Source organism: Mesorhizobium sp. M0938 (assembly GCF_040319125.1).
Taxonomy (GTDB): domain Bacteria; phylum Pseudomonadota; class Alphaproteobacteria; order Rhizobiales; family Rhizobiaceae; genus Mesorhizobium; species Mesorhizobium robiniae.
In genome coordinates this window covers 268,071-289,611 of the sequence record NZ_JAMYNS010000008.1, presented here as the reverse complement: position 1 = coordinate 289,611, position 21,541 = coordinate 268,071, and the positions used below count along the sequence as shown (strand labels likewise).

The following is a 21,541-nucleotide window of genomic DNA, read 5'->3' as shown; positions in this document are numbered from 1 at the left end:
AGCGCCAGCCTCACCATTGCAAGCCCGCTCATATACCCCCGCGTAATTACGGTGACAGCGCACTAATTGCTCGCAACCCGCTGCGCTCGCGCTCGCAGTTAGTGCACTGTCACGGTAATGCCATGGCAATTTGGGAGGACAGCCTCATGCCCGGCGAGCGGGCGAAATGATGAGATTGGAGGAGACGATGCCAGGCGTTGAAGCCGCGATTAGGGAACTGCTGGAGAGCCGATCTGCCGCCATGGGCGGCAAAGACATCGAGTGGCTTATGTCCCTTTACTCCAACGACATAGTCTATTTCGACCTTGTACCGCCACTTCGGTATATGGGATCCAACGCGCTCCGCGAGCGGTTCTTAGACTGGTTTCCCCGCTGGTCTGGTCCGATCGGCCAGGAGCTTGGCCAACTGGATGTCGCTGCCGGCGACGCGGTTGCCGCCGCATGGATGCTTATCCGAGCGCATGGCACCCTGAAAACAGGCGCGAATGTCGGCTACTGGGTTCGCGTGAGCAATGCATTTCGTCGATCTGGAGACAGATGGACGATCACGCACGAGCACGTTTCCCTCCCCGTCGACATGCGGAGCAGGACAGCAGTCTTGGACTTGACCCCATAGCGTCGCTGGAACGACATTCGAGAGGGGATTTTGACGACGCCAGAGGCCCGCGTCCATCATGCAGACCTGTGGTTTCATCGTGAAGCAACCTGACATGAAACTTACCTTTCACCCTCTGACATCAGATCTATGGCCCGCACTCGAAGACCTGTTCGGTGAGAGCGCCGTCTGCAGCCGCTGTTGGTGTATGTACGGGCGCATCGGCAGTACTTATCGAAAGCGGCCAGGCGAGGAAAACAAGGCCGCGTTCCGGCAAGCCGTCGAGAATGGTCCCTCCCCGGGCCTACTTGCTTTCGACGGCGATACCGCCGTCGGCTGGTGCCAGGTGACACCGCGAGATGCCGTGCCCTGGCTCGATCGGCTGTGGCAGCTCAGGCGGGTGGATGATGCGCCGGTCTGGTCCTTGTCCTGCCTCTACGTGCGAAAGCGATACCGCCGGCAGGGTGTCACGTCACACCTGATCGCAGCGGCGCTGGAAGCTGCACGGAGCGCAAATGCCCCTGCGCTCGAAGCCTATCCTTTTGATGCCGATGTATCGCCGAGCGCTTCCGGCTGCGGATACGCCTCCACCTTCGCGCGCGCCGGGTTCAGGGTCGTCGCCCGCAGGGTGCCGGCTCGCCCGATCATGCGTTATGATCTCAACCAAAATGCTGGTGATGGCGTGTGATGCTTATACGCTTGTCCAGGAGGCAAAGGCTACTTCGTGCAGGACACCCGAATCCAAACGAAGTGCCGGTCGCTTTTTTCACAGGCGATGCCGGAAGCTCCGGTGATCGCGGCGGCTTGCGGCGTCTAGGCTGGCGCCAAATTTCCGGAGCCGGCCACATCCACCATGCAGACCTTTGACTTCATCATCGTCGGCTCCGGCTCGGCCGGCTCGGTTCTGGCCGAAAGACTGTCGGCTTCCGGCCGCTTCTCGGTTCTGGTGCTCGAGGCCGGCGGCACCGACCGGCGCTTCTACGTGCAGATGCCACTCGGCTACGGCAAGACCTTCTTCGACCCTGCGGTCAACTGGAACTACAAGACCGAGCCGGACCCCGGCCTTGCCGGCAATGTCGACCACTGGCCGCGGGGCAGGCTGCTCGGCGGTTCGAGCTCGATCAACGCCATGGTCTGGATCCGGGGCGCGCGCGAGGATTTCGACGCTTGGGCAGCGGCCGGCAATCCCGGCTGGGGCTTCGACGACCTGCTGCCTGCCTTCAAGACGCTCGAGGACAATCAGGCAGGCGCCGACCAATGGCGCGGCGTTGGCGGTCCACTGCACATCACCGATTGTTCTAGGGCTGTCCACCCGCTAACCAAGCGCTACCTCGCGGCTGCCAGCCAGGCCGGCCTGCAGTTCAACCCGGATTTCAACGGCGCCTCACAGGAAGGCGTCGGCATCTACCAGATCACCACCAGGAACGGCCGCCGCATGTCGGCCGCTCGCGCCTTCCTGCGCCCCGCCATGAAGCGAAAAAACGTCCGCGTCGAGATCAACGCGCTAGCGACCAGGATCCTGTTCGACGGCAAGCGTGCCGTTGGCATCGAGTACCTGCAGAACGGTGAGACGAAGACTGCCCGCGCCGGTCGCGAGATCATCCTCTCCGGCGGCTCGGTCAATTCGCCCCAGTTGCTTCAGCTTTCCGGCGTCGGTCCCTCGTCGCTCCTTGGCGCGCTCGGCATTCCCGTCCTTCATGCCAATCAGAATGTCGGGGCGAACCTGCAGGACCATGTCGGCATCAATTACACTTTCAAGGGCCGGCTGCCGACGCTCAACCAGATCCTGCGGCCCTGGTGGGGCAAGCTCATGGTCGGCATGCAATATATCCTGATGCGCTCCGGTCCGCTGTCGCTGTCGATGAACAATGCCGGCGGCTTCTTCCGCACCGATCCGGCTGCGACACGGCCCAACATGCAGCTCTATTTCCAGGCGTTCTCGACCGTGATCCCGAAGAGCGGCGAGCGCCCGATCCTGACGCCAGATCCGTGGCCGGGCTTTTCCATCGGCCTGTCCAACTGCCGCCCGTCGAGCCGTGGCGAAATCATGATCCGCTCCAGCAATCCGCGTGACTATCCGAAGATCGTCGCCAACGCTTTTTCGACCGAAGCGGACGTGGCCGAAATGCTGGCGGCAGTAAAATTCGTGAGGAAGATCGCCTCCATGCCTGATATGGCCGACATCATTAGGGAAGAGGTGTTGCCGGGCCCGTCAATCACCTCCGACGCGGATTTGATCGAGGATTTCAGGAAACGCTCCGGCACCGTCTACCACCCGGTCTCGACCTGTCGGATGGGGCCGGACGCTGCCCGCGCCGTCGTCGACCCGCGCCTGCGGGCTCACGGCCTCGCTGGCTTGCGCGTCATCGACGCCTCGATCTTTCCCGATAACATCACCGGCAACACCAACGCCGCCTCGATCGTGACCGGATGGAAGGGGGCCGAACTGGTTCTGGAGGATCAAAAATGAAAATCACCGACGTCAAAACCTGGGTTGTCGGCAACCCGCCACCCGGCATCGGCGGCAAGTATTTCATCTTCGTCAAACTCACCACCGATGGCGGCGTGGTCGGCTATGGCGAAGCCTACAACGCTACCTTCTCTGCGCATGTCACCGCAAGAATGGTCGAGGACATGGCCGAACGCTACCTCGTCGGCCGCGATCCGCACGACATCGAGACCTTCTTCCGCCGCGCCTATTCCTCCGGCTTCACCCAACGGCCGGACGTTTCCGGCATGGGCTGTTTCTCGGCGCTCGAAATGGCCTGCTGGGACATCATCGGCAAGGAGGCCGACAAGCCGGTCTACAAGCTGCTCGGCGGCCAGGTAAACGAAACGTTGCGTTCCTATACCTATCTCTATCCGCACACCGGCAGCGTCCATTCGGAGGACGCGCGCGGCAAGAACGTCTACAATGATCCCGACCTGGCGGCCGAATGCGCGCTCGAATATGTCGAGCAGGGGTTCAACGCCGTCAAGCTCGACCCGGCCGGCCCCTACACCGCCTTTGACGGTCACCAGCCGCGCCTTGTCGATATCGATCTCGCCGCCCGCATGGTCAAGGCGATCCGCGAAGCGGTCGGTACCAGGGCCGACATCCTGTTCGGCACGCACGGCCAGTTCACCGCATCGGGCGCGCTGCGCATGGCGCGCGCCATCGAGCCCTACGACCCGCTGTGGTTCGAGGAGCCGGTGCCGCCCGATATGCCCGAAGTGATGGCGCAGGTGGCGCGCGGCACGTCGATCCCCATCGCTACCGGCGAGCGGCTGACGACCAAGTTCGAATTCGCCCGCGTCATCGAGAACCGTGCCGCGACCATCCTGCAGCCCGACCTCGGCCGTTCCGGCGGCATTCTCGAAACCAAGAAGATCGCCGCCATGGCCGAGGCCTATCACATCCAGATCGCGCCGCACTGCTATTGCGGGCCGATCGTCGGCGCGGCCAACATCCAGCTTGCCGTGACCTTGCCCAACTTCCTCATTCTGGAATCGCTGAAGCAGTGGGACGGTTTTCACGAAAAGCTGCTGAAGAAGAAGATCGAGTGGCAGGACGGCAACGTCATTCCGTCGAAAGAACCAGGCCTTGGCGTCGAGCTCGACGAAGCGGTCTGCGAGGCGCATCCCTGGACCGGCACGGACCTGCATTTGCAGATGATGCAGACGCCGCTAATGCCGTGAGCGGTTGGGGCGACCATCTGTAAAGGCAGATAGCCAAGCGATTCCAGCATGTTGGCCGGATCAATGGACTCACACCCGAAAGGACTTGAATCAGTCTCTCAACGCCTTGATTCAATATCTGAGCGTCAGCGCGCCGGGCAGGATCTCGAAGGTCGCTGGTATGCGCCCCGGCGATTCGCCGTCGATGTCGACCAGCGCGCCGTTCTCTCGCACATCGCCCAACGGTTCGACAATCACTTTCTTGCCGCGCAAAATGGTGATCGCCGGATGGTTGCGGTGCCGCCCGCCATAGAGCAGACGGATGTCCCAGATCAGTTTCAGCTTGCCAGCCGCACGCAGGATGACGATGTCGAATAGTCCGTCGTCCAGTTCGGCATCGGGCGCGATCATCATGCCGCCGCCGAAGAATTTTCCGTTGGCCACCGCCACCAGCGCCACGCGCGCCTCGACCGGGGCGCCGTCGTCGACGGTGATTACAACGTCCTGGAACCGGTAGCGCATGAATTCCCACACGGTGCGCCAGTAGAACAGCGCCTTGGCCGACACCCTGCCCTTGCGTTTGTCGGCGTTGACCGCGCGGTCGGTGGCGCCCGAGAGTCCGAGGCTGGCGATGTTGATGAAATGGCGGCTGGCCAGCGCGCCATGGTCGTCGACATAGCAGATGCGGCCGGCATCGACTTTGCGGGCCTTGGCCCCGGCGATGCGCTTCAGCGTCAGGTCGACCTCAGCAGGCAGGCCGAGCCCGCGGGCGAAATCGATGCCGGCGCCGCAAGGCAGCAGGCCGAGCTCGGCCGTCCGACCGCTTTCTGCAAACGCCTGCAGCAGCCCGTCGGCCACTTCGCTGGCGGTGCCGTCGCCGCCTGCCGCGATCACCAGTCCGAAGCCGCTGGCTGCAAGGACGAGCGCCAGCCGTTCGGCGTCGCCCTCGGCTTGCGTCTCGCGCAATTCGAAATCGCCAAAATGCTTTTTCAGCGAAGCACTGACCTCAGGCCAATGCCGTTTGAGCCGGCCACCACCGGCAATCGGATTAAGAACCACCCCGACCTTCAACAACGCCCTCCCAAAGGACAGCCACGACACTGCGCTCTAAAATCCTTTGCCGGCATTGAAGCCCGCGCCGCTCTATGGGGCAAGGGCCGAATGTTTGACCTCGCCACAGATGAGGGAGCGTGTCTCGCGCCGCACCTCGTCGAAAAACCACGCCGCCGCCGAGCTCAGTCCCCGATAATCCCGCTATCCACAGGCTCGCGGCTGTTTCGCCAAACGCTTATCCCCGGTATGTTAAACCCATCTCAGGCGGCTACCGATCGCCAAGTCGAAAGGCAAAGCGAAACGGCGGATTTCCTGAGGCCCGTACGGCCCCGAATGAAGGCAGGCTTGCTTGTTTTGAGGAGGGATGCCGAGACCTACGGGGCCGCGGAAAGCGTGCGAACGCCAACGGCGGACCGATGCTGCCATGAAGGACGGCAAAAACCTTCGATGGCGCGCTGGACGAAGCTCGCAAGGGTGGAAGACTGGCGTGGTCCCGAACGGACGCTGCTCTCGGGCAGTGACTGGCAGGACCGTCAACATCAAGGCCGGCATGGCGCGACGTCTTTACGGAAGTTGCTGCCGCGACCGTGTCCTGATCTGACAGGGAGGCGCTGGGAGAAATCCCGGCGCCGACTGTCTTTCTGGGCTCCTCTCGCGATCTGATCGCCTGCTTCACTTGAAGCAGACTCAGGTTGAACGCATCCACAATTGGTGAGACCTTTCGGCCACAGTCAGCGACTGTGAAAAATTGCGCGGCGCACCGTCACGCTCATTCCACAATCGCGGCCAAATCCCGCCTTGATCCACAGCGATTGATAACACTTCAGCGTCGCGCGTCCTTTTCGGCCACGCGACGGATCCCAGTGGTATTTGCAGAGCAACTCAAAGGCACAAGACCGTGATCAAGACCGCCCTTGTCGCGATGACCATCGTCGGTTGCGACTGCGATGCCAGGCTTTGCGAGTATATCGGCGAGACGCCGGCCAAGTGGTCGACCATCGCCGATTGAGCGGCCATGAAAAGCCAGATGCTGCGCCAGCGCAATTTCAATTATCCGCTCGTCTCCGGCATCTGCCGCACGACGCAGACGCGCTCGTCGCAACTTGCCACGACGGCCGCCATGCCTGAGTTGACGACGGCAGCGCAGACCACCACCGACCCACTCCCGTCCGAATTGAGCCGTCGGCCAAGTGTTGCTGTCGGGTCGCAGGCAACAGCTACGGAAACAGAGGCTGCCAGGCCGGTCGCCTATGAAGCGGCGGTCGATGGCGGTCGCGCCGTGCTCTATCGCACGAAGAACGGTTATGTCGTGGTCTAGACCGATCTCGGCCGCGCCGCATCCACAACGATCGGCATGGCCAAGCGGTCGGCGAGCTGGCTGGCTGCGAAACTGCCGGACGGTCTGTAAGCGAATTTCAAGCAACGCAATCCCTCGCATTCTTCACTCACGTCGCGCCTGGAGGAAGACGCGGAGTATCTCCGCAACAATTACGGCTTCGACTGCTGACGGCTGAACCTCAACTCTAACCCGCCGCCTCGTCCCTTGCGCCGATCTTGCGCACCAGCGCCGCAGTCGCCAGCATCGCGCCCATGTCCGCAATCATCGGCGCAACATGCTTGGCGTAGTCGAGCGGCACCGAGATATCAGGCAGCTCGAAGAAGTTCTTGGTCTGCGGCAACAGCAGAAAACCGTCGCTGCCATTGAGCGCAACCCGCGCCGGATCATCAGGCCATGTCTCGCTGAGCCAGGTCAGCGCCTGCGCCAGCCGGCCGCTCACCAGCGGCTGCGCCGCCTCGACATTATCGGAACGGAAGTCGTAGGCGGCATCGAGCTCGGGCACGCCGCATGACAATTCCTGCATCTTGCTGGCGAACATGCCGCGGAAGAACCCGACGGCCATGTTGGCCCGCCGCGCTGCCACCAATATGCCGGGAAACGGAACGACGGTCTCGAAGGCGACGACGACTCCCTTGAATGTTATCGCGCTCGTGCCCGTGCCTTGCCGGAGATCCGCTTCGTAAAGCTCGAACGGAAATCCCTCGTAGCGGCCGGATATGACGTCGTCGAAGCGCTTGCTGTTGAACGTGCCGATCGTCTCGCGCGGCAGCCGATCGAACGAATTCGGCGTCACATCATGCTCGTAGCGCATATCCCTGATGAAACCGAAGACGATCGGCAGCAGTGTCTTGCGGAACGATTGCTGCAACGTGCTCGTCGGCTTGATCGCCTGGAAATAGAGCAGGATCGCCGCCACCAACCCGACGACGTAGAGGATCACATGCGGCGTCGAGAACCACCGCTCGTAGGGATCGGCGACCATATTGAAGAGCCACGCCACAAGCGCCACGAACACCAGCAGCAGGCCGACGAACAGCGGCACCCGCCAGCGGACCTGCCGGTAAGCCGAAGCCCGCCTCGCCTCATAGGCATCGAGGTTCCTTTTGATGCCGGCGATATCAGCTTCATCAGGCATGAAATCCGCTACGTCCATCGCCATCCCACCATCGAAAGACCGAACATCCAGCTCGGACAATAGCCGATTTTGCGGAAGGTCGCGCGACTACGGCGTTGGGATGGTGGTGAGCCCACACGGTTGTCCGAGCCACCAATCAAGGTGGGCATCAATTCGCGTTGCCCAACACCGCATCGAGACGAGCCATAACTTTTTGCCCTAATGCGCCCTCCAGCGCCTCGGCCGGAACCAATCGCTCATGGTCACCGGCGCGCAGCCGCATGAAGGGATGCAGCCGATAGGCGGCAACGGCGCCACGTGTGCCGACGTCTGCGCTGATATCGACGGTCAGGATACCCCCGATCCGGCCTGGCCACGGCTGTCGCGCAAAAGCGGTGCCAAGAAAATCGCCGAGCCCATAGGCAACGAGCGCCTTGCCGATCCGCTCCACCGGCTGCACGACATGAGCATGGTGGCCGGCGATCAGCCCGACGCCTTGCGCGGCCAAATGCCGTGCCAGTGCCCGCGTTGCGGCCTGTGGAAAGTGCCGGAATTCCCAATCCCAATGTGGCACGGCACAGATCAGATCGGCACCGTCAGCAGCATCACGCGGCCATTTTGTTGGGTCGCCTTGCATCGACACGCGGCCCGCGAATGCGGCAGCGCCGGCATTGTGCCACAGCGTAAAGGCGGCAAAGCCTATTGTCAGCGGTCCGACTGCAAGGCGTTCGACCGGACCGGCGGCGGCGGTACCGATGCTGCAGATACCAAGACGGTCCAGCGCTGCCACCGTCTCGTCGAAACCCTCGACGCCCTGGTCGAGCACATGGTTGTTGGCGAGCGACAAGACCAGCTTCTCATGCGAAATGCCGGCGGCCGCCAGCGCCTCGGCGAGAAACCGCTCGGTCATGGCGTGGCGGGTGCCAAGCTTTGTGCCCATCGCCGCGCTCGGTCGTTCCACCACCGGGCTTTCGCAATTGCCGACCACCAGATCGGCGGAGGCGAGCAGCGCAACGATCAGCGGATCGCAGTCCGGCGCGCTTCGATTGGCCACTGCCGAGATATCGCCAACGAAGGCCAGCCGCACCGTCCGCGCCGGCGGCGGCTGCATCGTCGCTGCGGCTGCCGGCGCAAAGCCTTGTTGATCGCCGCTGAGCGAAGGCTTCAAGAAGCGTGGCAGCCACGACAATTTGTAGGAAAGCGGATAGTTCGACACGCGCAGCCTGCACCGGAATGAACGGCCAACGTAGACGATGTGCCTGCCATAGCGAAGAGTTTCAATTTGACAGATGACGGCAGCTATGCTAGGAATTTATTCATGGTGCTGATTTGCGCCAACAACCCGCCGCCGAGGCGGGTTTCTCATTTCAGGCTTCGGGGCCATGCTCAATGGCAAGGCCCTAAATACCTCACGGGCGCCATGCGGAAATGCATGTATGGTCGGCATGGAACACTGGAGGAGGACCATAATGACGCGATTTTCGAGCCTGTTGGCATCCGCCCTTATTCTGCTGGTGTCGGTCGCTTCCGCTGATGCCGCAAGCCCCGAACCGGCCGCCCTGTTCGAGGCAAAAACCGTAGCGGACCGCGACAGCACGCTTACCGCGCTGGAAGCCGCCGCGCCCAGCGATCCCGCGTCGGCTTACGCTGCCGGCGCCGGTGAATTCTTCACTGCGCTGGAAATCTTGTCGGGCGGCCTGCACCGCCACGGTTTCGAGAGCCCGCAATCCTTCATGCTGCCGCTGATGCGGCTGCCGGTGCCGGACAATCCCGATCCCGAGCCGCTGACCTACGATGACTTCCGCGCCATCCTGGTCGCCTTCCGCGACCGGCTACAGAAATCCGCCGCCACACTTGGGTCCGTGCCTGCTAATGCCGACATCGGCATGGAGGTCGACCTCACCCGTCTCGGCATCGATCTCAACGAGGACGGCCAGATCGCGCCGGACGAAAGTGCCGCCGCGATCATGACGTCCCTGTCAGGCGGCGGCGGCACACCAGACGCGGCCGCACCCGCCCTCACCTTCCGCTTCGACCGCGCCGACGGCTATTGGCTGCAAGGCTATGCCGAATTCCTGATGGCGCAGGCCGATTTCTGGCTGGCGCACGACTTCAGGAACGCCTTCGACGGTTCGTTCCACATGCTGTTCCCGCGCGCCAAACTGCCGCTGCAGGATACGCTCGTTCCGCCGGACGGCGGCATGAGCGGCGGCATGTTGTCGTCCGAATGGCGCATCGCCGACTTCGTCTCGCTGGTGCATCTGGTCAACTGGCCGGTAGTCGAGCCGGAGCGCCGGCAGGCGGCGCGCCGTCATCTCATGGAAATGATCCGGCTTTCCCGTGAAGACTGGAAGGCGATCCGCGCCGAGACCGACAACGACCGTGAATGGCTGCCCGGACCGCAACAGAAAGGCGCCAGCCCGCTTACCGGCCTCGAAGTCGGCGAGGAACAGGTGCAGGCATGGCTTGCCGCGCTCGATATGGCCGAGGATCTGCTCGAAGGCCGCACCTTGCTGCCGCATTTTCGCATCGCCGACAAAGGCATCAACATGAAGCGCTTCTTCGACGAGCCAAAGCCCTTCGACCTGGTGCTGTCGATCACCGGCCCGGCCATCGCGCCCTATCTCGAGAGCGGAAAGATGCTCACCAGCGAGGAGTTCGACCAGATCCAGCGCCAGTTCGGCGGCGCCGGGTTTATGACGTTTGCGCTGTGGTTCAACTGAGCGGGAAGCCGCCGCGGCGCAAAGGCAGGCGAAACCGAAGTTAGAAAATCGCCCCCTGATAAAGCACCGTCTCCGCCTCCTCCGGGGCGAAGCGGCGCGCCAGCGTGCGGAATGCGCTGTGGACGCCGTCGCGGTCGATGTTGCAGCTTCGCAAATGCCGCACCGCCAATGTCGGGTCGAAGGCGCTGCGGCCATGCATGACGCGCTGATTATCGAAAACCAGCACCTCGCCCGGCTGAAGCTGATGCTGGAACTGGTTTTGCGGATCGCAGATCAGCCGCGTCAGCTCGGCCAGCGCCTCGATCAGGCCTTCAATCTGGCCTTCAGGCGCTGTTTGTGGGGCAAGGCAGCGGTCATTATATCGGATACCGGTAACCTCGCCGGCGCCATCGAGGCTGATGACATGCGCCTCGGCGGCGAAGAACACCTCGCCTGCATGCTCGCGATGAAAGGTCACGCCGTGCCGGGTCAGGAGCTCGAACAGTTCGGGCATCTCGGTTCGCATCAGCTCGGCAACATGAAAACCGTCGACCATCAGCGACGTGCCGCCGGTGCCGGCGCCAGTCTTGATCGCATGGAAGAAGATGAAGCCAGGCGGCGAATAGCGGAACGGCTCATCTGTATGCGGGATTTGCGCCCGCGCTGTTTCGCCGGCGACACGCGCGTCGGGCCGCGAAACCAGGTCGAACACCTTGCCGTAGCTGGTCTCGCGGATCGGCCCGTAGCGGCCGGCGACGCGCATCGTCGCTTCCGTTTCGGCGGGAACCCCGGTCAGCATGGCGATGCCATGGTTACGCAGAGCGCGCAGCGAGCCGAACAGCATTTCGTCGTCCTCGACCACCGCGTCGAAGGCAAACCGGCCGAGCCGCCCCCCGAGATCGCTGCTCCAAAGCTCGGGTTGGAACCGGGCTGCTCCCCGGTCGCTTCCGGCATGATTGGCCAGGAAGCCTGAGCCGTAGCGCGAAACATGGCCGTCTTCCCAGACGACGACAATCTCGTCGGAGGCCTCGATCGAGGCAATTCGGATTCCCGGAGCGACATCGGCCGGCGTCAGCCAGCGTTTGCCGGAAGCGGTGTCCCCGCAAATTGCGCATTCGCATGCCAGCCGCAGCCAGCGCGTGGAAAGCCGCGCGATCCTGCCGCCATCAAGCTCGATCGCGATACGGTCACCCTCGTCGCGAATGGCGCGAAATGGCCGCGCGTTCGGAAGGGAATGGTTTGATATGGTCGAATGCTTGAGGGTGTCGAGCATGATCGTTGCCTTGTTTGCTTTGAATTATCCTCGGTAATCGTATGGGCTAGAACTCGTGGTTCCAAACGAGTTCCCTTCGATATGTTTTGAGGTAAACTCAATTCATGACATTGAGGGATCTCCCACTATCCGCCCTCCGGGCGCTTGCGGCGGCAGCGCGAACCGGCAGCCTGACACGCGCTGCCGAGGAACTGGGCGTAACGCCTGGCGCCGTCGGTCATCAGATACGGCAGCTCGAGGATAGGCTGGGCATCAAGCTGGTCCGGCGCTCCGGCAATGGGATCGTCCTGACGCGCGCGGCCGAGCGCGCCTTGCCGGATATCGACCGCGGCTTCGACGCGCTGGCCTCGGGAATGCGGCGGCTGCGCTTCGAACGGCAGGCCGAGACCTTCACCATCTGCGCCGATCCCTCCTTCGCCTCCCTGTGGCTCGCTCCGCGTCTCGACAGGGTGCGCGCGGCGCTTGCCGGGCTCGATGTCCGCATCGTCGCCTCGGTCGCCCTCGATGCGATGCTGGAAGAAGGCGTCGACCTCGCCATCAGCTACCGCAGGGGGTCCGAACAGGATCTCGCATCGATCGATCTGTTCACCGAACGGGTGATCCCGGCCTGTGCGCCAAGCCTGCTTCAGGGGCATGCCAGGCCGGACGCAGCGGATGCGCTGGACAGGCTGCCGCTGCTGCACATCGATCCGACGATGGGCGATGACGTTTATCCGGCATGGCGGGATTGGTTCACGGCCGCCGGACGGCAGCCGAAGGGCATCGACCATGGTCCGCGCTTTGGCCTGACGATCGTGGCGGCACAGGCGGCGATCGCCGGAATGGGCGCGTTGCTGGCGAGCGAACTGGTTCTGAAGCGGCACCTCGACCCAGGTCATCTCATCGAGATCGCGCGGGATGTGCCGGCACTGACGATCAGGCGCCGCCTCGTCTGGCCCGTGCACGGTCCAAAGGCCCGCCGCGCGGCCGCCGCCGCCAGACAGCTTGCCGCTATCGCGGATTTGGCGATCGATGGTGCGCTGCCTCAGTGAACCCGATCGCTGCGAGTTCAACCGAAGCGACATCGCTCCTGACAGCCTACTGTCAGGAGCTTCGTTTCGCCCCGCCCTCGTCGCCACTCCGCTCTTTCCATTTTGGCCGATACCTCCCATATTCTGGGCATGGCCAAACTTCCTGACAAAAAGACGCCGCCGTCGGCGCGTGACGATCGCGCTTCGCCGCCCAAGCGGCGCAGCCCGCTGACCGATTTTCTCGATGCGTCGGAGCCGCTGCACAAGGGCGGTTTTGCCGAGGCGCCGCAGGCCGAATTCTCAGGCACGCCGCTGACCGGCTCGATCGCCGATTGGGCCGAGCAGATCGAGCAGGAAGCCGAGAAGGAAGGGCGCCCAATCTCCCCGCTTGAGGGGGAGATGTCGCCGAAGGCGACAGAGGGGGTCGGCAAAGGAAGCGCGGGACGCAAAGAAACGCCGAGCCCGGACGCACCGACCCCACCCGGCGGCTCCGCCGCCACCCTCCCCTCAAGGGGGAGGGAAGGCGCCAAGGCGAAAAAGATCCCCGAGCGCTCCTCCTCCCCCGGCCGCACCGCGCGCGGCACTTCGATGGGCGGCGCGGCGTCTGCCAGGGAGCGCACCGCGGCCGGCCTCAATCCGGTCGCCGGCCTCGATGTTTCGCTGGAGGAAGCCGAGACCATGGCCTCCGGCGGCGTCACCGCCACTGTGGCGGCGCTGTCGGCACTGATCGAATCCGGCAATCCGCTGCACAAGGACGGCGTGCTGTGGACGCCGCACCGTCCGGCCCGACCCGAAAAATCCGAAGGCGGCATCACCATCAAGATGGTGTCGGATTTCGAGCCGGCCGGCGACCAGCCGACGGCGATCAAGGATCTTGTCGAAGGCGTCAACGACAACGACCGCACCCAGGTTCTGCTCGGCGTCACCGGCTCGGGAAAGACCTTCACCATGGCCAAGGTGATCGAGGAGACGCAGCGCCCTGCTTTGATCCTCGCCCCCAACAAGACGCTGGCCGCGCAGCTCTATTCCGAGTTCAAGAAATTCTTCCCGGAAAACGCGGTCGAGTATTTCGTCTCCTACTACGACTACTACCAGCCGGAAGCCTATGTGCCCCGGACGGATACCTTCATCGAGAAGGAATCCTCGATCAACGAGCAGATCGACCGCATGCGCCATTCGGCGACGCGCTCGCTGCTGGAGCGCGACGACGTCATCATCGTCGCCTCGGTGTCCTGCATCTACGGTATTGGCTCGGTCGAGACCTATACGGCGATGACCTTCCAGATGCAGATCGGCGACCGGCTCGACCAGCGCGCGCTGCTCGCCGACCTCGTCGCCCAGCAATACAAACGCCAGGACATCAACTTCGTCCGCGGCTCGTTTCGCGTGCGCGGCGATACGATCGAGATCTTTCCGGCCCACCTTGAGGACCGCGCCTGGCGCATTTCGCTGTTCGGCGACGAGATCGAGGCGATCACCGAATTCGACCCACTCACTGGCCAGAAGACCGGCGAGCTGAAGAGCGTCAAGATCTACGCCAATTCGCACTATGTGACGCCGCGCCCGACGTTGAATCAGGCCATCAAGTCGATCAAGGAAGAGCTCAAGCACCGGCTGGTCGAACTTGAACGGGCCGGACGCCTGCTCGAGGCGCAGCGGCTGGAGCAGCGCTGCCGATTCGACCTGGAGATGCTGGAAGCGACCGGCTCCTGCGCCGGCATCGAGAACTATTCGCGCTATCTCACCGGCCGCCAGCCGGGCGATCCGCCGCCGACTCTGTTCGAGTACATCCCTGACAATGCACTGGTCTTCATTGACGAAAGCCACGTCACTGTGCCGCAGATCGGCGGCATGTATCGCGGTGACTTCCGCCGCAAGGCGACGCTGGCCGAATACGGTTTCCGTCTGCCGTCCTGCATGGACAACCGGCCGCTGCGTTTCGAGGAATGGGACGCGATGCGCCCGCTTTCGGTCGCAGTTTCGGCGACGCCTGGCGGCTGGGAGATGGAACAGTCCGGCGGCGTCTTTGCCGAGCAGGTCATCCGCCCGACCGGCCTGATCGATCCGCCGGTCGAGGTGCGCCCGGCCAAGACACAGGTCGACGATGTCGTCGGTGAGATCCGCGACACGACCAAGGCCGGCTACCGCACGCTGGTCACCGTACTGACCAAGCGCATGGCCGAGGACCTGACCGAATATCTGCACGAGCAAGGCATCCGCGTCCGCTACATGCATTCCGACATCGATACGCTTGAACGCATCGAGATCCTGCGCGACCTGCGCCTCGGCGCCTTCGACGTGCTGGTCGGCATCAACCTTCTGCGCGAAGGCCTCGACATTCCCGAATGCGGCTTCGTCGCCATTCTCGATGCCGACAAGGAGGGCTTCCTGCGCTCAGAAACCTCGCTGATCCAGACCATCGGCCGCGCCGCCAGAAACGTCGACGGCAAGGTCATCCTCTATGCCGACCAGGTCACCGGCTCGATGGAGCGGGCGATGGCCGAGACCAACCGCCGTCGCGAAAAGCAGATGGAATGGAACGCGGCCAACGGCATCACCCCGGAATCGGTCAAGTCGCGCATCTCCGACATCCTGGACTCGGTTTACGAGAAGGACCACGTCCGCGCCGACATCTCGCAGTTCACCGACAGCGCCGGCGCGATGATGGGCAACAATCTGAAAGCCCATCTCGACGCGATGGAAAAGCAGATGCGCGACGCCGCCGCCAATCTCGATTTCGAGAAGGCCGCCCGCATCCGCGACGAGATCAAGCGGCTGCGCGAGATGGAGCTGTCCATTTCCGACGATCCCTTGGCCAAATACGCCGACATGGAAAGCCCGGTCTCGGGCCGCGAGAAGGGCAAGCACAACAAGGGCGTGGCCAAACATCGTACATCAGAGGAACAGGAGCGTTTCCGCAAACTCGACGAGGCACGTGCCGCCGAAGAGGCGACCAAGGCTGCCCGGCCCAACCTCTTCCGCAAGCCGGCGCTCGACGAAATGGGCGCCGACGGCGCTGTGCCGGTGAAGAAGCCGTTATTCGCCAAGCCGTCGCTGGACGATATGGGGCCTGGCACCGACATGCCGACGCCGTCAGGCGCGGTGTCGCGTTCGCTGTTCAAGAAACAATCGGCACAAGAGGCGCACGGCTCGGATTTCGGTATACCGGGTGAACCGACCAAGCCGCTGTTCAAGAAGAACTCGCTGGACGAGATGACGGTGCGGCGGACCGAGAAGCCGGTTGAAGGAAAAGTGCCGGCCAAGCCACAGCCGATCTCCCCCCGTGTGGGGGAGATGCCAAGTGGTGGCAAAGAGGGCAGGACAGAGGGGGGCGAGAAGGAACGCGACCATTCCGCTAAGCCAATCGTCCGCCAGCGTGCCGGCATCGGTTCCTACGAAGACCCCGCCGACGCGCCTCGCGAAAAGCGACGGCCCGGCAAGACCGGTCGCCCGGGGCGGTAATTCTGCCGTGCGCTGCCTGAGCGCCGCATGTATCTTCTTGCCATCGCTTGGGTGGCTACAGATGATAACACGCCGTTTCTTTGGGCTTCTCGCCGCAGGGTTCCTGCCGTCCCGCGCGGCGTCTCAAACAACAAGCGCCCCGCGGCGCTTGCAAGACGACATTCCGATAGCCGCGCAGTGGATGTCCAACGCGCTGCAAAGTTCGGGCTATGGCGCGGATTTCTCACCACAGAGCATATCCGAGGTGGAACGGTTCTTTCGCGAGCAGACGAAGGATGGAGAGCCCATCTCCGGCGGTTTGATGTCGCAGGATATCGGGCCGCGTCTGTTTGCATTGGGATGCTACTGCGGCGAGGCGCTTCGCAAGGAACTTGGCGGGCATTGGCTAACGAATGACGACGATCCCGAGGGGGAAATTAACGCTGCTCTCGAAGTCGGAAGCGGCGTTACCTGCTGGCCCACGCAACGGGTCATGAAGCGGCTGCGCAGCAGCGAGGACGACCTGGTGGCTTGGGCCGAAGGGATCAGGCGGGGCTGAGAGGCGCCTTCATCGGCCCCTTGCCATCGGCCCCTCCTCTGGTGTAGCCAATTCTCCAACTCGAACGTCTTGAAAGGAGGGCTGCGTGCATATCGACCACCACCGTCAGCGCGGCCCTGTCTGTGCCCTGCGAGCTTGCTTGCAGGGCTGACCAGGGACGGTCCGGGTTTTCTCCCGCTTCTCGATTTTTTGGTCTGCCCTTCGTGGTGCCGCAACGCTTAGCCTGATGGCCAGCCTGCGCACCGTCAAAGTGCATCGAACCGGAGTTTTCTCCGGGCAGACCAGAGAAACCCCACATGGCCCTGATCAGCCTCAAATCCCTCGGCGTCACCATGAGTGCGCCGCTCTTTTCCAACCTTGATCTCACCATCGGAACCGGCGATCGTCTCGGCATCGTCGCCGCCAACGGCCGCGGCAAATCCACTTTGCTGAAGTGCCTGACCGGCGAAATGGAGCCGACATCAGGCGACATCACCCGCACGCGCGGCCTGCGCGTCGGCTATGTCGAGCAAGCCGTGCCGGCAGCACTGGCCGATCATGACTTTCAGCAGGTGGTGGCCGACGCCTTGCCGGCCGAGCAGGCCGAAAGCGAGCAATGGCGCGTCGACGTGGTGCTCGACTCCCTTGACGTATCCGAACCGATGCGCGAGCGGCCGATGCGGGCCTTGAGCGGCGGCTGGCAGAGGTTGGCACTGATCGCCCGCGTCTGGGTCACCGATCCGGACGTCCTGCTGCTCGACGAGCCGACCAACCATCTCGATCTCGCCAAGATCAGCCAGCTCGAGACCTGGCTGAACGCGCTGCCGCGCGAAGTACCGGTAGTGATTGCCAGCCACGACCGGGCGTTCCTCGACGCGACGACCAACCGGACGCTGTTCCTGCGCCCCGAACAGTCGCCGGTGCTCTCGCTGCCCTACTCCAGGGCCAGGGACGCATTGAGCGAAGTCGACGCGTCGGCCGATCGAAAATTCCAGCGCGACATGAAGGTGGCGCAGCAATTGCGCCGGCAGGCGGCCAAGCTCAACAACATCGGCATCAATTCGGGCAGCGACCTGCTGACGGTCAAGACCAAGCAGCTCAACCAGCGCGCCCAGCGCCTCGAAGAGGTCGCAGCACCGGCGCATCGCGAAAGATCGGCGGGCGCGATAAAGCTCGCCAATCGCGGCACCCATGCCAAGGTGCTGATCACGCTGGACGACGTGGCGGTCGAGACGCCTGACGGCACGCTGCTGTTCAGGACCGGCAAGCGCCATATCTGCCAGGGCGACCGCATCGTCCTGCTCGGCCGCAACGGTGTCGGCAAGTCGCGGCTGATCAACCTGATCAGGAACGCCATCGTCGAACCGGATATGGCGGCGCAAGGCGTGAAGGTGCCGCCGTCGACGGTGCTCGGCTACAGCGACCAGGCGCTGTCGGGCATCAGCGGCGACGACACGCCGCTGGCGATGCTCTCGCGCAGATTCGATGTCGGCGAGCAGCGGGCCCGCTCACTGCTGGCGGGTGCCGGCGTCAGCATCGACATGCAGGAGCGCAGGATCGGCGTGCTGTCGGGCGGACAGAAGGCGCGGCTGATGATGCTGGCGCTGAGGCTCGCCAATCCCAACTTCTACCTGCTCGACGAGCCGACCAACCACCTCGACATCGACGGCCAGGAGGCGCTGGAGACGGAACTGCTCGCTCATGAAGCAAGCTGCGTGCTGGCCTCGCACGACCGCTCCTTCATCAGGGCGATCGGCAACCGCTTCTGGCTGATCGAGAAGCGGCGGCTGACCGAGGTCGACAGCCCGGAGAATTTCTTCCGGGAAGTCGCCGAGACGGGCGGTTGAAGCCTTACGGCAAAAAAATCCGGCGGTCTGTCGGATCGTCGCCGCGCGCCACGTCCTTGGGATGCCGACACGGTGATGCCGGCGCCAATCGAGGAGAGAGCATCATGTCTATTCTGTCATCCGTAGGTCGCATAGCGACCCGTTACTCAGTGGCGCGCGCCCGCTACCGCAGCGAGCGTGCCATCCTTTCGTTGCCGATCGAACTGCGCAAGGACATCGGCTGGCCGGAAATCGTCGTCGACGCACAGAACAGCCCGCGGATTGGCCTGGCTCCTTGACAAGGGCTAGCCATTGCATGCGCGGCATCAAAAACGCATCGGCCATGTAGGATCGCCGCTGCCGCATTCGTCCTGTGGTTCGCAACGCCCAACCAAAGAGGAGCAAGACATGAACGATCAGCCCCAGACCCAGCCTGCCGCGAAAGTCCTCGGTGGATTGACGCCCTACCTTCAGCTGGACGGCGCCTTCAAGGCTTCAGAATTCTATCAGAAGGCCTTCGGCGCCGAGCAGGTCTTCTTCTACCCGCCGGACGAACAGGGCCGGACGATGCACATCCATCTTCACATCAACGGTTCGACCTTGATGATTTCCGACTTCTATCCCGAGCACGGCATGGCTGCGGTGAAGCCGCAGGGCTTCACCATGCAGCTGCATCGCGGCAGCGACGACATCGACGCCTGGTGGAAGCGCGCCGTCGACGCAGGCTGCACCGTCGGCACGCCGTTGCAGGTGATGTTCTGGGGCGACCGCTGGGGCCAGCTGACTGATCCCTTCGGCGTAGAGTGGGCGATGAACGCGCCGGTGAAGGCAGCGTAGCGCCTTCCTTTCCTTCTCCCCGTGCGGGAGAAAGGAAAATCCAACCCAAGGAGGAGAACCACAATGTCCTATGTCGATGGCTTCGTACTCGCCGTGCCCAAAGCAAATCTCGATGCATACAAGAAAATGGCGCAGCTCGGCGGCACCGTCTGGAAGGAGCATGGCGCACTCGCCTATGTCGAATGCATAGGCGACGACGTGCCCTATGGCGAGGTCACCTCGTTCCCTCGCGCCGTGCAGGCCAAGGACCACGAGGTCGTGGTCTTCTCATGGGTCGTCTATGAATCCAGACAGAGCCGCGATGCGGTGATGGCCAAGGTGATGGCCGATCCGCGCCTGAACGGAGAGCTATCGGCGATGCCCTTCGACAGCAAGCGCATGATCTTTGGCGGCTTTCAGCCTTTCATGGAGCTGTAGGCCCGCAACGCATTACGTTAGCCGGTCGAGCAGCGGCTTGAGCCGGTCGCCGTAGCGTTTCCACAGATCGACCGAGCCCTGGTACATCGGCTGGCGCACTTGCGCCGCCGACGCCGTGCGTACCGGCCGGTCGGTCTCGTGGAACGACAGCACTCTATCGTCCCACGGCAGGCCGAGATGAGCGATCAGCGCCCGCGTCTGCCCTTCCTGGTCGGCGACGAAATCCTCATAGCGCACATCGTGCACGACACCGGGCAGCACGCTGTGCCAATGCCCCATGATGTCGGTATAGAGATTGTGGAAGTCGGCGAGCTCGCCGAGATCGTAGCCATAACGGTGAGTGTCGCCGCGGAAATGCACCTTGTAGATCGACAGGCAGGTCGCCGCCGCGTCGCGCACGCAATGGATGATCCTGGCCTTCGGCAGCATCAGACGGATAAAGCCGATAAACAGAAAGTTGCCTGGCATTTTGTCGGTGACATGGCGGACATGCGGATAGCGGGCATGCAGCATATCCAGGTAGGCCTGTCCGGCATCGGCAAAATCCGTGTCGGGTACATCGGACACGCCCCAGGGAAAGCCACCTGGCATGGTTGACGGAAACTGCTTGCCGACCACCGTCTTCAAAATACTGAGCTCGCCGGCGCCATAGACCTGGGGATGGCTGGCGATGATCTGTTCGACCAGGGTCGTGCCCGAACGCGGCATGCCGACGATGAAGATCGGCGCATCGTCGGCGGTTGGGCTTGGCTTATGCTTTTCGAAGAAGCCGGCGTCGAACACCGATTTCATCGCCTCGAATTCGGCCTGCGTCCTCACCGGATCATAATCGATGCCCTTGCGGCGGATGGCATTGCCTTCGGCGAAATAATCGAAGGCGCGCGGGTAATCTTTCAGATCGTCATTGGCCTTGCCGAGGCCGAAGGCGAGCTGCATGCGCGCCAGGCTGTCCTGCGGCGCCTTGGCATGCTGCGCCTCCATGCCGGCAAGCTCGGCGTCGCGCTCCTTCTGGCGCTTGACCTGCGTCAGCATCAGCCAGGCCCGCGCCAGGCCGGGATTGACGGTCAGCGCCTGACGGAAGAAGTCAGTCGCTTCGTCGAGCTTGCCCTTTTCCATCAGCCCGACGCCCAGCCCGTGCAGCAGGTCGGCGTCCTTAGGCCGGATCGTCAGCGCTTCGCGGAAGATGGCAAGCGCCTCATCGAGCCGCCCGGCCTCCTGCAGCGTTTCGGCAAGCCCGATGCGGGCGCGAACATGGAACGGGTTGCGACCGATAGTGCCGCGATAGATCTCCTCTGCGTCCTCGAACTGTCCCATCTGCTTTAGCGACGAGCCGAGATTGTCGCGCGCCGCAAGCTGGTCCGGGCGCAGCGCCACCGCGCCACGGAAGAAATCGACGGCTGCACTGACACGGCCGAGGTCGCGCATCACCGTGCCAAGGTTGTTGAGGAAATCCGGATTCTTGGGTTGCAGGCGCACCGACTGTTCGAGGAGATCGAGGCCTTCGGCGCTGCGCCCGGTCTGGTGCAGCAGAAGCCCGAGAAAATGCGCGGCCGCCGCGTGATTGGCCTTATGCGCCAACACCTGCCGGTAGAGCGTCTCGGCTTCCTGCCGGCGCCCCGCCTGATGCAATTGCAGCGCCTGCTGCACGCGCTGGTCGAGCCCCAGCGGCGGTTGTCCGCCTGAGCCGAAATTGGCACCCGTGCCTGCCGGTCTTCTCGGATCTCTATTGATGGGAAACC

General features: G+C 63.3%; 17 protein-coding genes and 1 pseudogene. 13 read left to right on the top strand and 5 right to left on the bottom strand.

Going from position 1 to position 21,541, the window contains the following annotated elements:
* Nucleotides 1-187: 187 nt before the first annotated feature.
* The 4 genes from NKH73_RS17025 to NKH73_RS17010 all read left to right on the top strand — a co-directional run bounded on the left by NKH73_RS17025 (nt 188) and on the right by NKH73_RS17010 (nt 4,273).
* Entirely contained in the window at nt 188-616 is a 429-nt protein-coding gene (locus NKH73_RS17025; RefSeq protein WP_352933626.1) for a YybH family protein, read from the top strand.
* Nucleotides 617-710: 94 nt separating this feature from the next.
* Complete coding sequence (locus NKH73_RS17020; RefSeq protein ID WP_352933623.1) at nt 711-1,283, top strand: GNAT family N-acetyltransferase; 573 nt, start codon at nt 711-713, stop codon at nt 1,281-1,283.
* A 165-nt stretch (nt 1,284-1,448) separates the two neighbouring features.
* The gene (locus NKH73_RS17015; RefSeq protein WP_352933620.1) at nt 1,449-3,065 is read left to right on the top strand and encodes a GMC family oxidoreductase; all 1,617 of its coding nucleotides are present in this window, start codon (nt 1,449-1,451) and stop codon (nt 3,063-3,065) included.
* Nucleotides 3,062-4,273 (top strand): mandelate racemase/muconate lactonizing enzyme family protein, encoded by a 1,212-nt coding sequence (locus NKH73_RS17010; protein WP_352933617.1) that lies wholly within the window; start codon nt 3,062-3,064, stop codon nt 4,271-4,273. Before NKH73_RS17015 ends, NKH73_RS17010 begins: the two co-directional genes overlap by 4 nt.
* Before the next feature lie 111 nt (nt 4,274-4,384).
* Here NKH73_RS17010 and NKH73_RS17005 read toward each other — a convergent pair whose 3' ends face one another.
* Nucleotides 4,385-5,323: a diacylglycerol/lipid kinase family protein gene (locus NKH73_RS17005; RefSeq protein WP_352933614.1), complete on the bottom strand. Its 939-nt coding sequence runs from the start codon at nt 5,321-5,323 to the stop codon at nt 4,385-4,387.
* Nucleotides 5,324-6,203: 880 nt separating this feature from the next.
* Here NKH73_RS17005 and NKH73_RS17000 point away from each other — a divergent pair.
* Nucleotides 6,204-6,713 (top strand): annotated as a pseudogene (locus NKH73_RS17000) (hypothetical protein).
* A gap of 115 nt (nt 6,714-6,828) precedes the next feature.
* On the opposite strand, the gene NKH73_RS16995 reads toward NKH73_RS17000, so the two are convergent.
* Both NKH73_RS16995 and NKH73_RS16990 read right to left on the bottom strand, forming a co-directional pair.
* Nucleotides 6,829-7,797, bottom strand: a complete 969-nt coding sequence (locus NKH73_RS16995; RefSeq protein WP_352933823.1) for a hypothetical protein — start codon at nt 7,795-7,797, stop codon at nt 6,829-6,831.
* 130 nt (nt 7,798-7,927) lie between these two features.
* Nucleotides 7,928-8,974: a CapA family protein gene (locus tag NKH73_RS16990; RefSeq protein WP_352933611.1), complete on the bottom strand. Its 1,047-nt coding sequence runs from the start codon at nt 8,972-8,974 to the stop codon at nt 7,928-7,930.
* A gap of 253 nt (nt 8,975-9,227) precedes the next feature.
* On the opposite strand from NKH73_RS16990, the gene NKH73_RS16985 reads away from it, so the two are divergent.
* Nucleotides 9,228-10,481: a hypothetical protein gene (locus NKH73_RS16985; protein WP_352933608.1), complete on the top strand. Its 1,254-nt coding sequence runs from the start codon at nt 9,228-9,230 to the stop codon at nt 10,479-10,481.
* A 40-nt stretch (nt 10,482-10,521) separates the two neighbouring features.
* On the opposite strand, the gene NKH73_RS16980 is transcribed toward NKH73_RS16985, so the two are convergent.
* Nucleotides 10,522-11,733: a clavaminate synthase family protein gene (locus NKH73_RS16980; RefSeq protein WP_352933605.1), complete on the bottom strand. Its 1,212-nt coding sequence runs from the start codon at nt 11,731-11,733 to the stop codon at nt 10,522-10,524.
* A 104-nt stretch (nt 11,734-11,837) separates the two neighbouring features.
* Between NKH73_RS16980 and NKH73_RS16975 the strand changes: the two genes are divergently transcribed.
* From NKH73_RS16975 to NKH73_RS16945, 7 genes are all read left to right on the top strand, one after another.
* The gene (locus tag NKH73_RS16975) at nt 11,838-12,764 is read left to right on the top strand and encodes a LysR substrate-binding domain-containing protein (RefSeq protein ID WP_352933602.1); all 927 of its coding nucleotides are present in this window, start codon (nt 11,838-11,840) and stop codon (nt 12,762-12,764) included.
* Between the two features lie 129 nt (nt 12,765-12,893).
* Entirely contained in the window at nt 12,894-16,205 is a 3,312-nt protein-coding gene (gene uvrB, locus NKH73_RS16970; RefSeq protein ID WP_352933599.1) for an excinuclease ABC subunit UvrB, read from the top strand.
* A gap of 61 nt (nt 16,206-16,266) precedes the next feature.
* On the top strand, nt 16,267-16,743 hold the full coding sequence (locus NKH73_RS16965; protein WP_352933596.1) for a hypothetical protein: 477 nt from the start codon (nt 16,267-16,269) through the stop codon (nt 16,741-16,743).
* 296 nt (nt 16,744-17,039) lie between these two features.
* The gene (locus NKH73_RS16960; protein WP_352933593.1) at nt 17,040-18,569 is read left to right on the top strand and encodes an ABC-F family ATP-binding cassette domain-containing protein; all 1,530 of its coding nucleotides are present in this window, start codon (nt 17,040-17,042) and stop codon (nt 18,567-18,569) included.
* A 104-nt stretch (nt 18,570-18,673) separates the two neighbouring features.
* The gene (locus NKH73_RS16955; RefSeq protein WP_352933589.1) at nt 18,674-18,847 is read left to right on the top strand and encodes a hypothetical protein; all 174 of its coding nucleotides are present in this window, start codon (nt 18,674-18,676) and stop codon (nt 18,845-18,847) included.
* Between the two features lie 109 nt (nt 18,848-18,956).
* A complete protein-coding gene (locus NKH73_RS16950) occupies nt 18,957-19,385 on the top strand; it encodes a VOC family protein (RefSeq protein WP_352933586.1) in 429 nt (142 codons plus the stop codon).
* Between the two features lie 63 nt (nt 19,386-19,448).
* Nucleotides 19,449-19,802: a DUF1428 domain-containing protein gene (locus NKH73_RS16945; RefSeq protein ID WP_352933583.1), complete on the top strand. Its 354-nt coding sequence runs from the start codon at nt 19,449-19,451 to the stop codon at nt 19,800-19,802.
* Between the two features lie 12 nt (nt 19,803-19,814).
* Here NKH73_RS16945 and NKH73_RS16940 read toward each other — a convergent pair whose 3' ends face one another.
* Entirely contained in the window at nt 19,815-21,449 is a 1,635-nt protein-coding gene (locus NKH73_RS16940; RefSeq protein WP_352933580.1) for a tetratricopeptide repeat-containing sulfotransferase family protein, read from the bottom strand.
* Nucleotides 21,450-21,541 lie beyond the last annotated feature (92 nt).

Bases quoted from the DNA above. Each gene is read 5' to 3' on its own strand.
- NKH73_RS17025 (WP_352933626.1), top strand. From the start codon at position 188: ATGCCAGGCGTTGAAGCCGCGATTAGGGAACTGCTGGAGAGCCGATCT.
- NKH73_RS17020 (WP_352933623.1), top strand. From the start codon at position 711: ATGAAACTTACCTTTCACCCTCTGACATCAGATCTATGGCCCGCACTC.
- NKH73_RS17015 (WP_352933620.1), top strand. From the start codon at position 1,449: ATGCAGACCTTTGACTTCATCATCGTCGGCTCCGGCTCGGCCGGCTCG.
- NKH73_RS17010 (WP_352933617.1), top strand. From the start codon at position 3,062: ATGAAAATCACCGACGTCAAAACCTGGGTTGTCGGCAACCCGCCACCC.
- NKH73_RS16995 (WP_352933823.1), bottom strand. From the start codon at position 7,797: ATGGACGTAGCGGATTTCATGCCTGATGAAGCTGATATCGCCGGCATC.
- NKH73_RS16985 (WP_352933608.1), top strand. From the start codon at position 9,228: ATGACGCGATTTTCGAGCCTGTTGGCATCCGCCCTTATTCTGCTGGTG.
- NKH73_RS16980 (WP_352933605.1), bottom strand. From the start codon at position 11,733: ATGCTCGACACCCTCAAGCATTCGACCATATCAAACCATTCCCTTCCG.
- NKH73_RS16975 (WP_352933602.1), top strand. From the start codon at position 11,838: ATGACATTGAGGGATCTCCCACTATCCGCCCTCCGGGCGCTTGCGGCG.
- uvrB (WP_352933599.1), top strand. From the start codon at position 12,894: ATGGCCAAACTTCCTGACAAAAAGACGCCGCCGTCGGCGCGTGACGAT.
- NKH73_RS16965 (WP_352933596.1), top strand. From the start codon at position 16,267: ATGATAACACGCCGTTTCTTTGGGCTTCTCGCCGCAGGGTTCCTGCCG.
- NKH73_RS16960 (WP_352933593.1), top strand. From the start codon at position 17,040: ATGGCCCTGATCAGCCTCAAATCCCTCGGCGTCACCATGAGTGCGCCG.
- NKH73_RS16955 (WP_352933589.1), top strand. From the start codon at position 18,674: ATGTCTATTCTGTCATCCGTAGGTCGCATAGCGACCCGTTACTCAGTG.
- NKH73_RS16950 (WP_352933586.1), top strand. From the start codon at position 18,957: ATGAACGATCAGCCCCAGACCCAGCCTGCCGCGAAAGTCCTCGGTGGA.
- NKH73_RS16945 (WP_352933583.1), top strand. From the start codon at position 19,449: ATGTCCTATGTCGATGGCTTCGTACTCGCCGTGCCCAAAGCAAATCTC.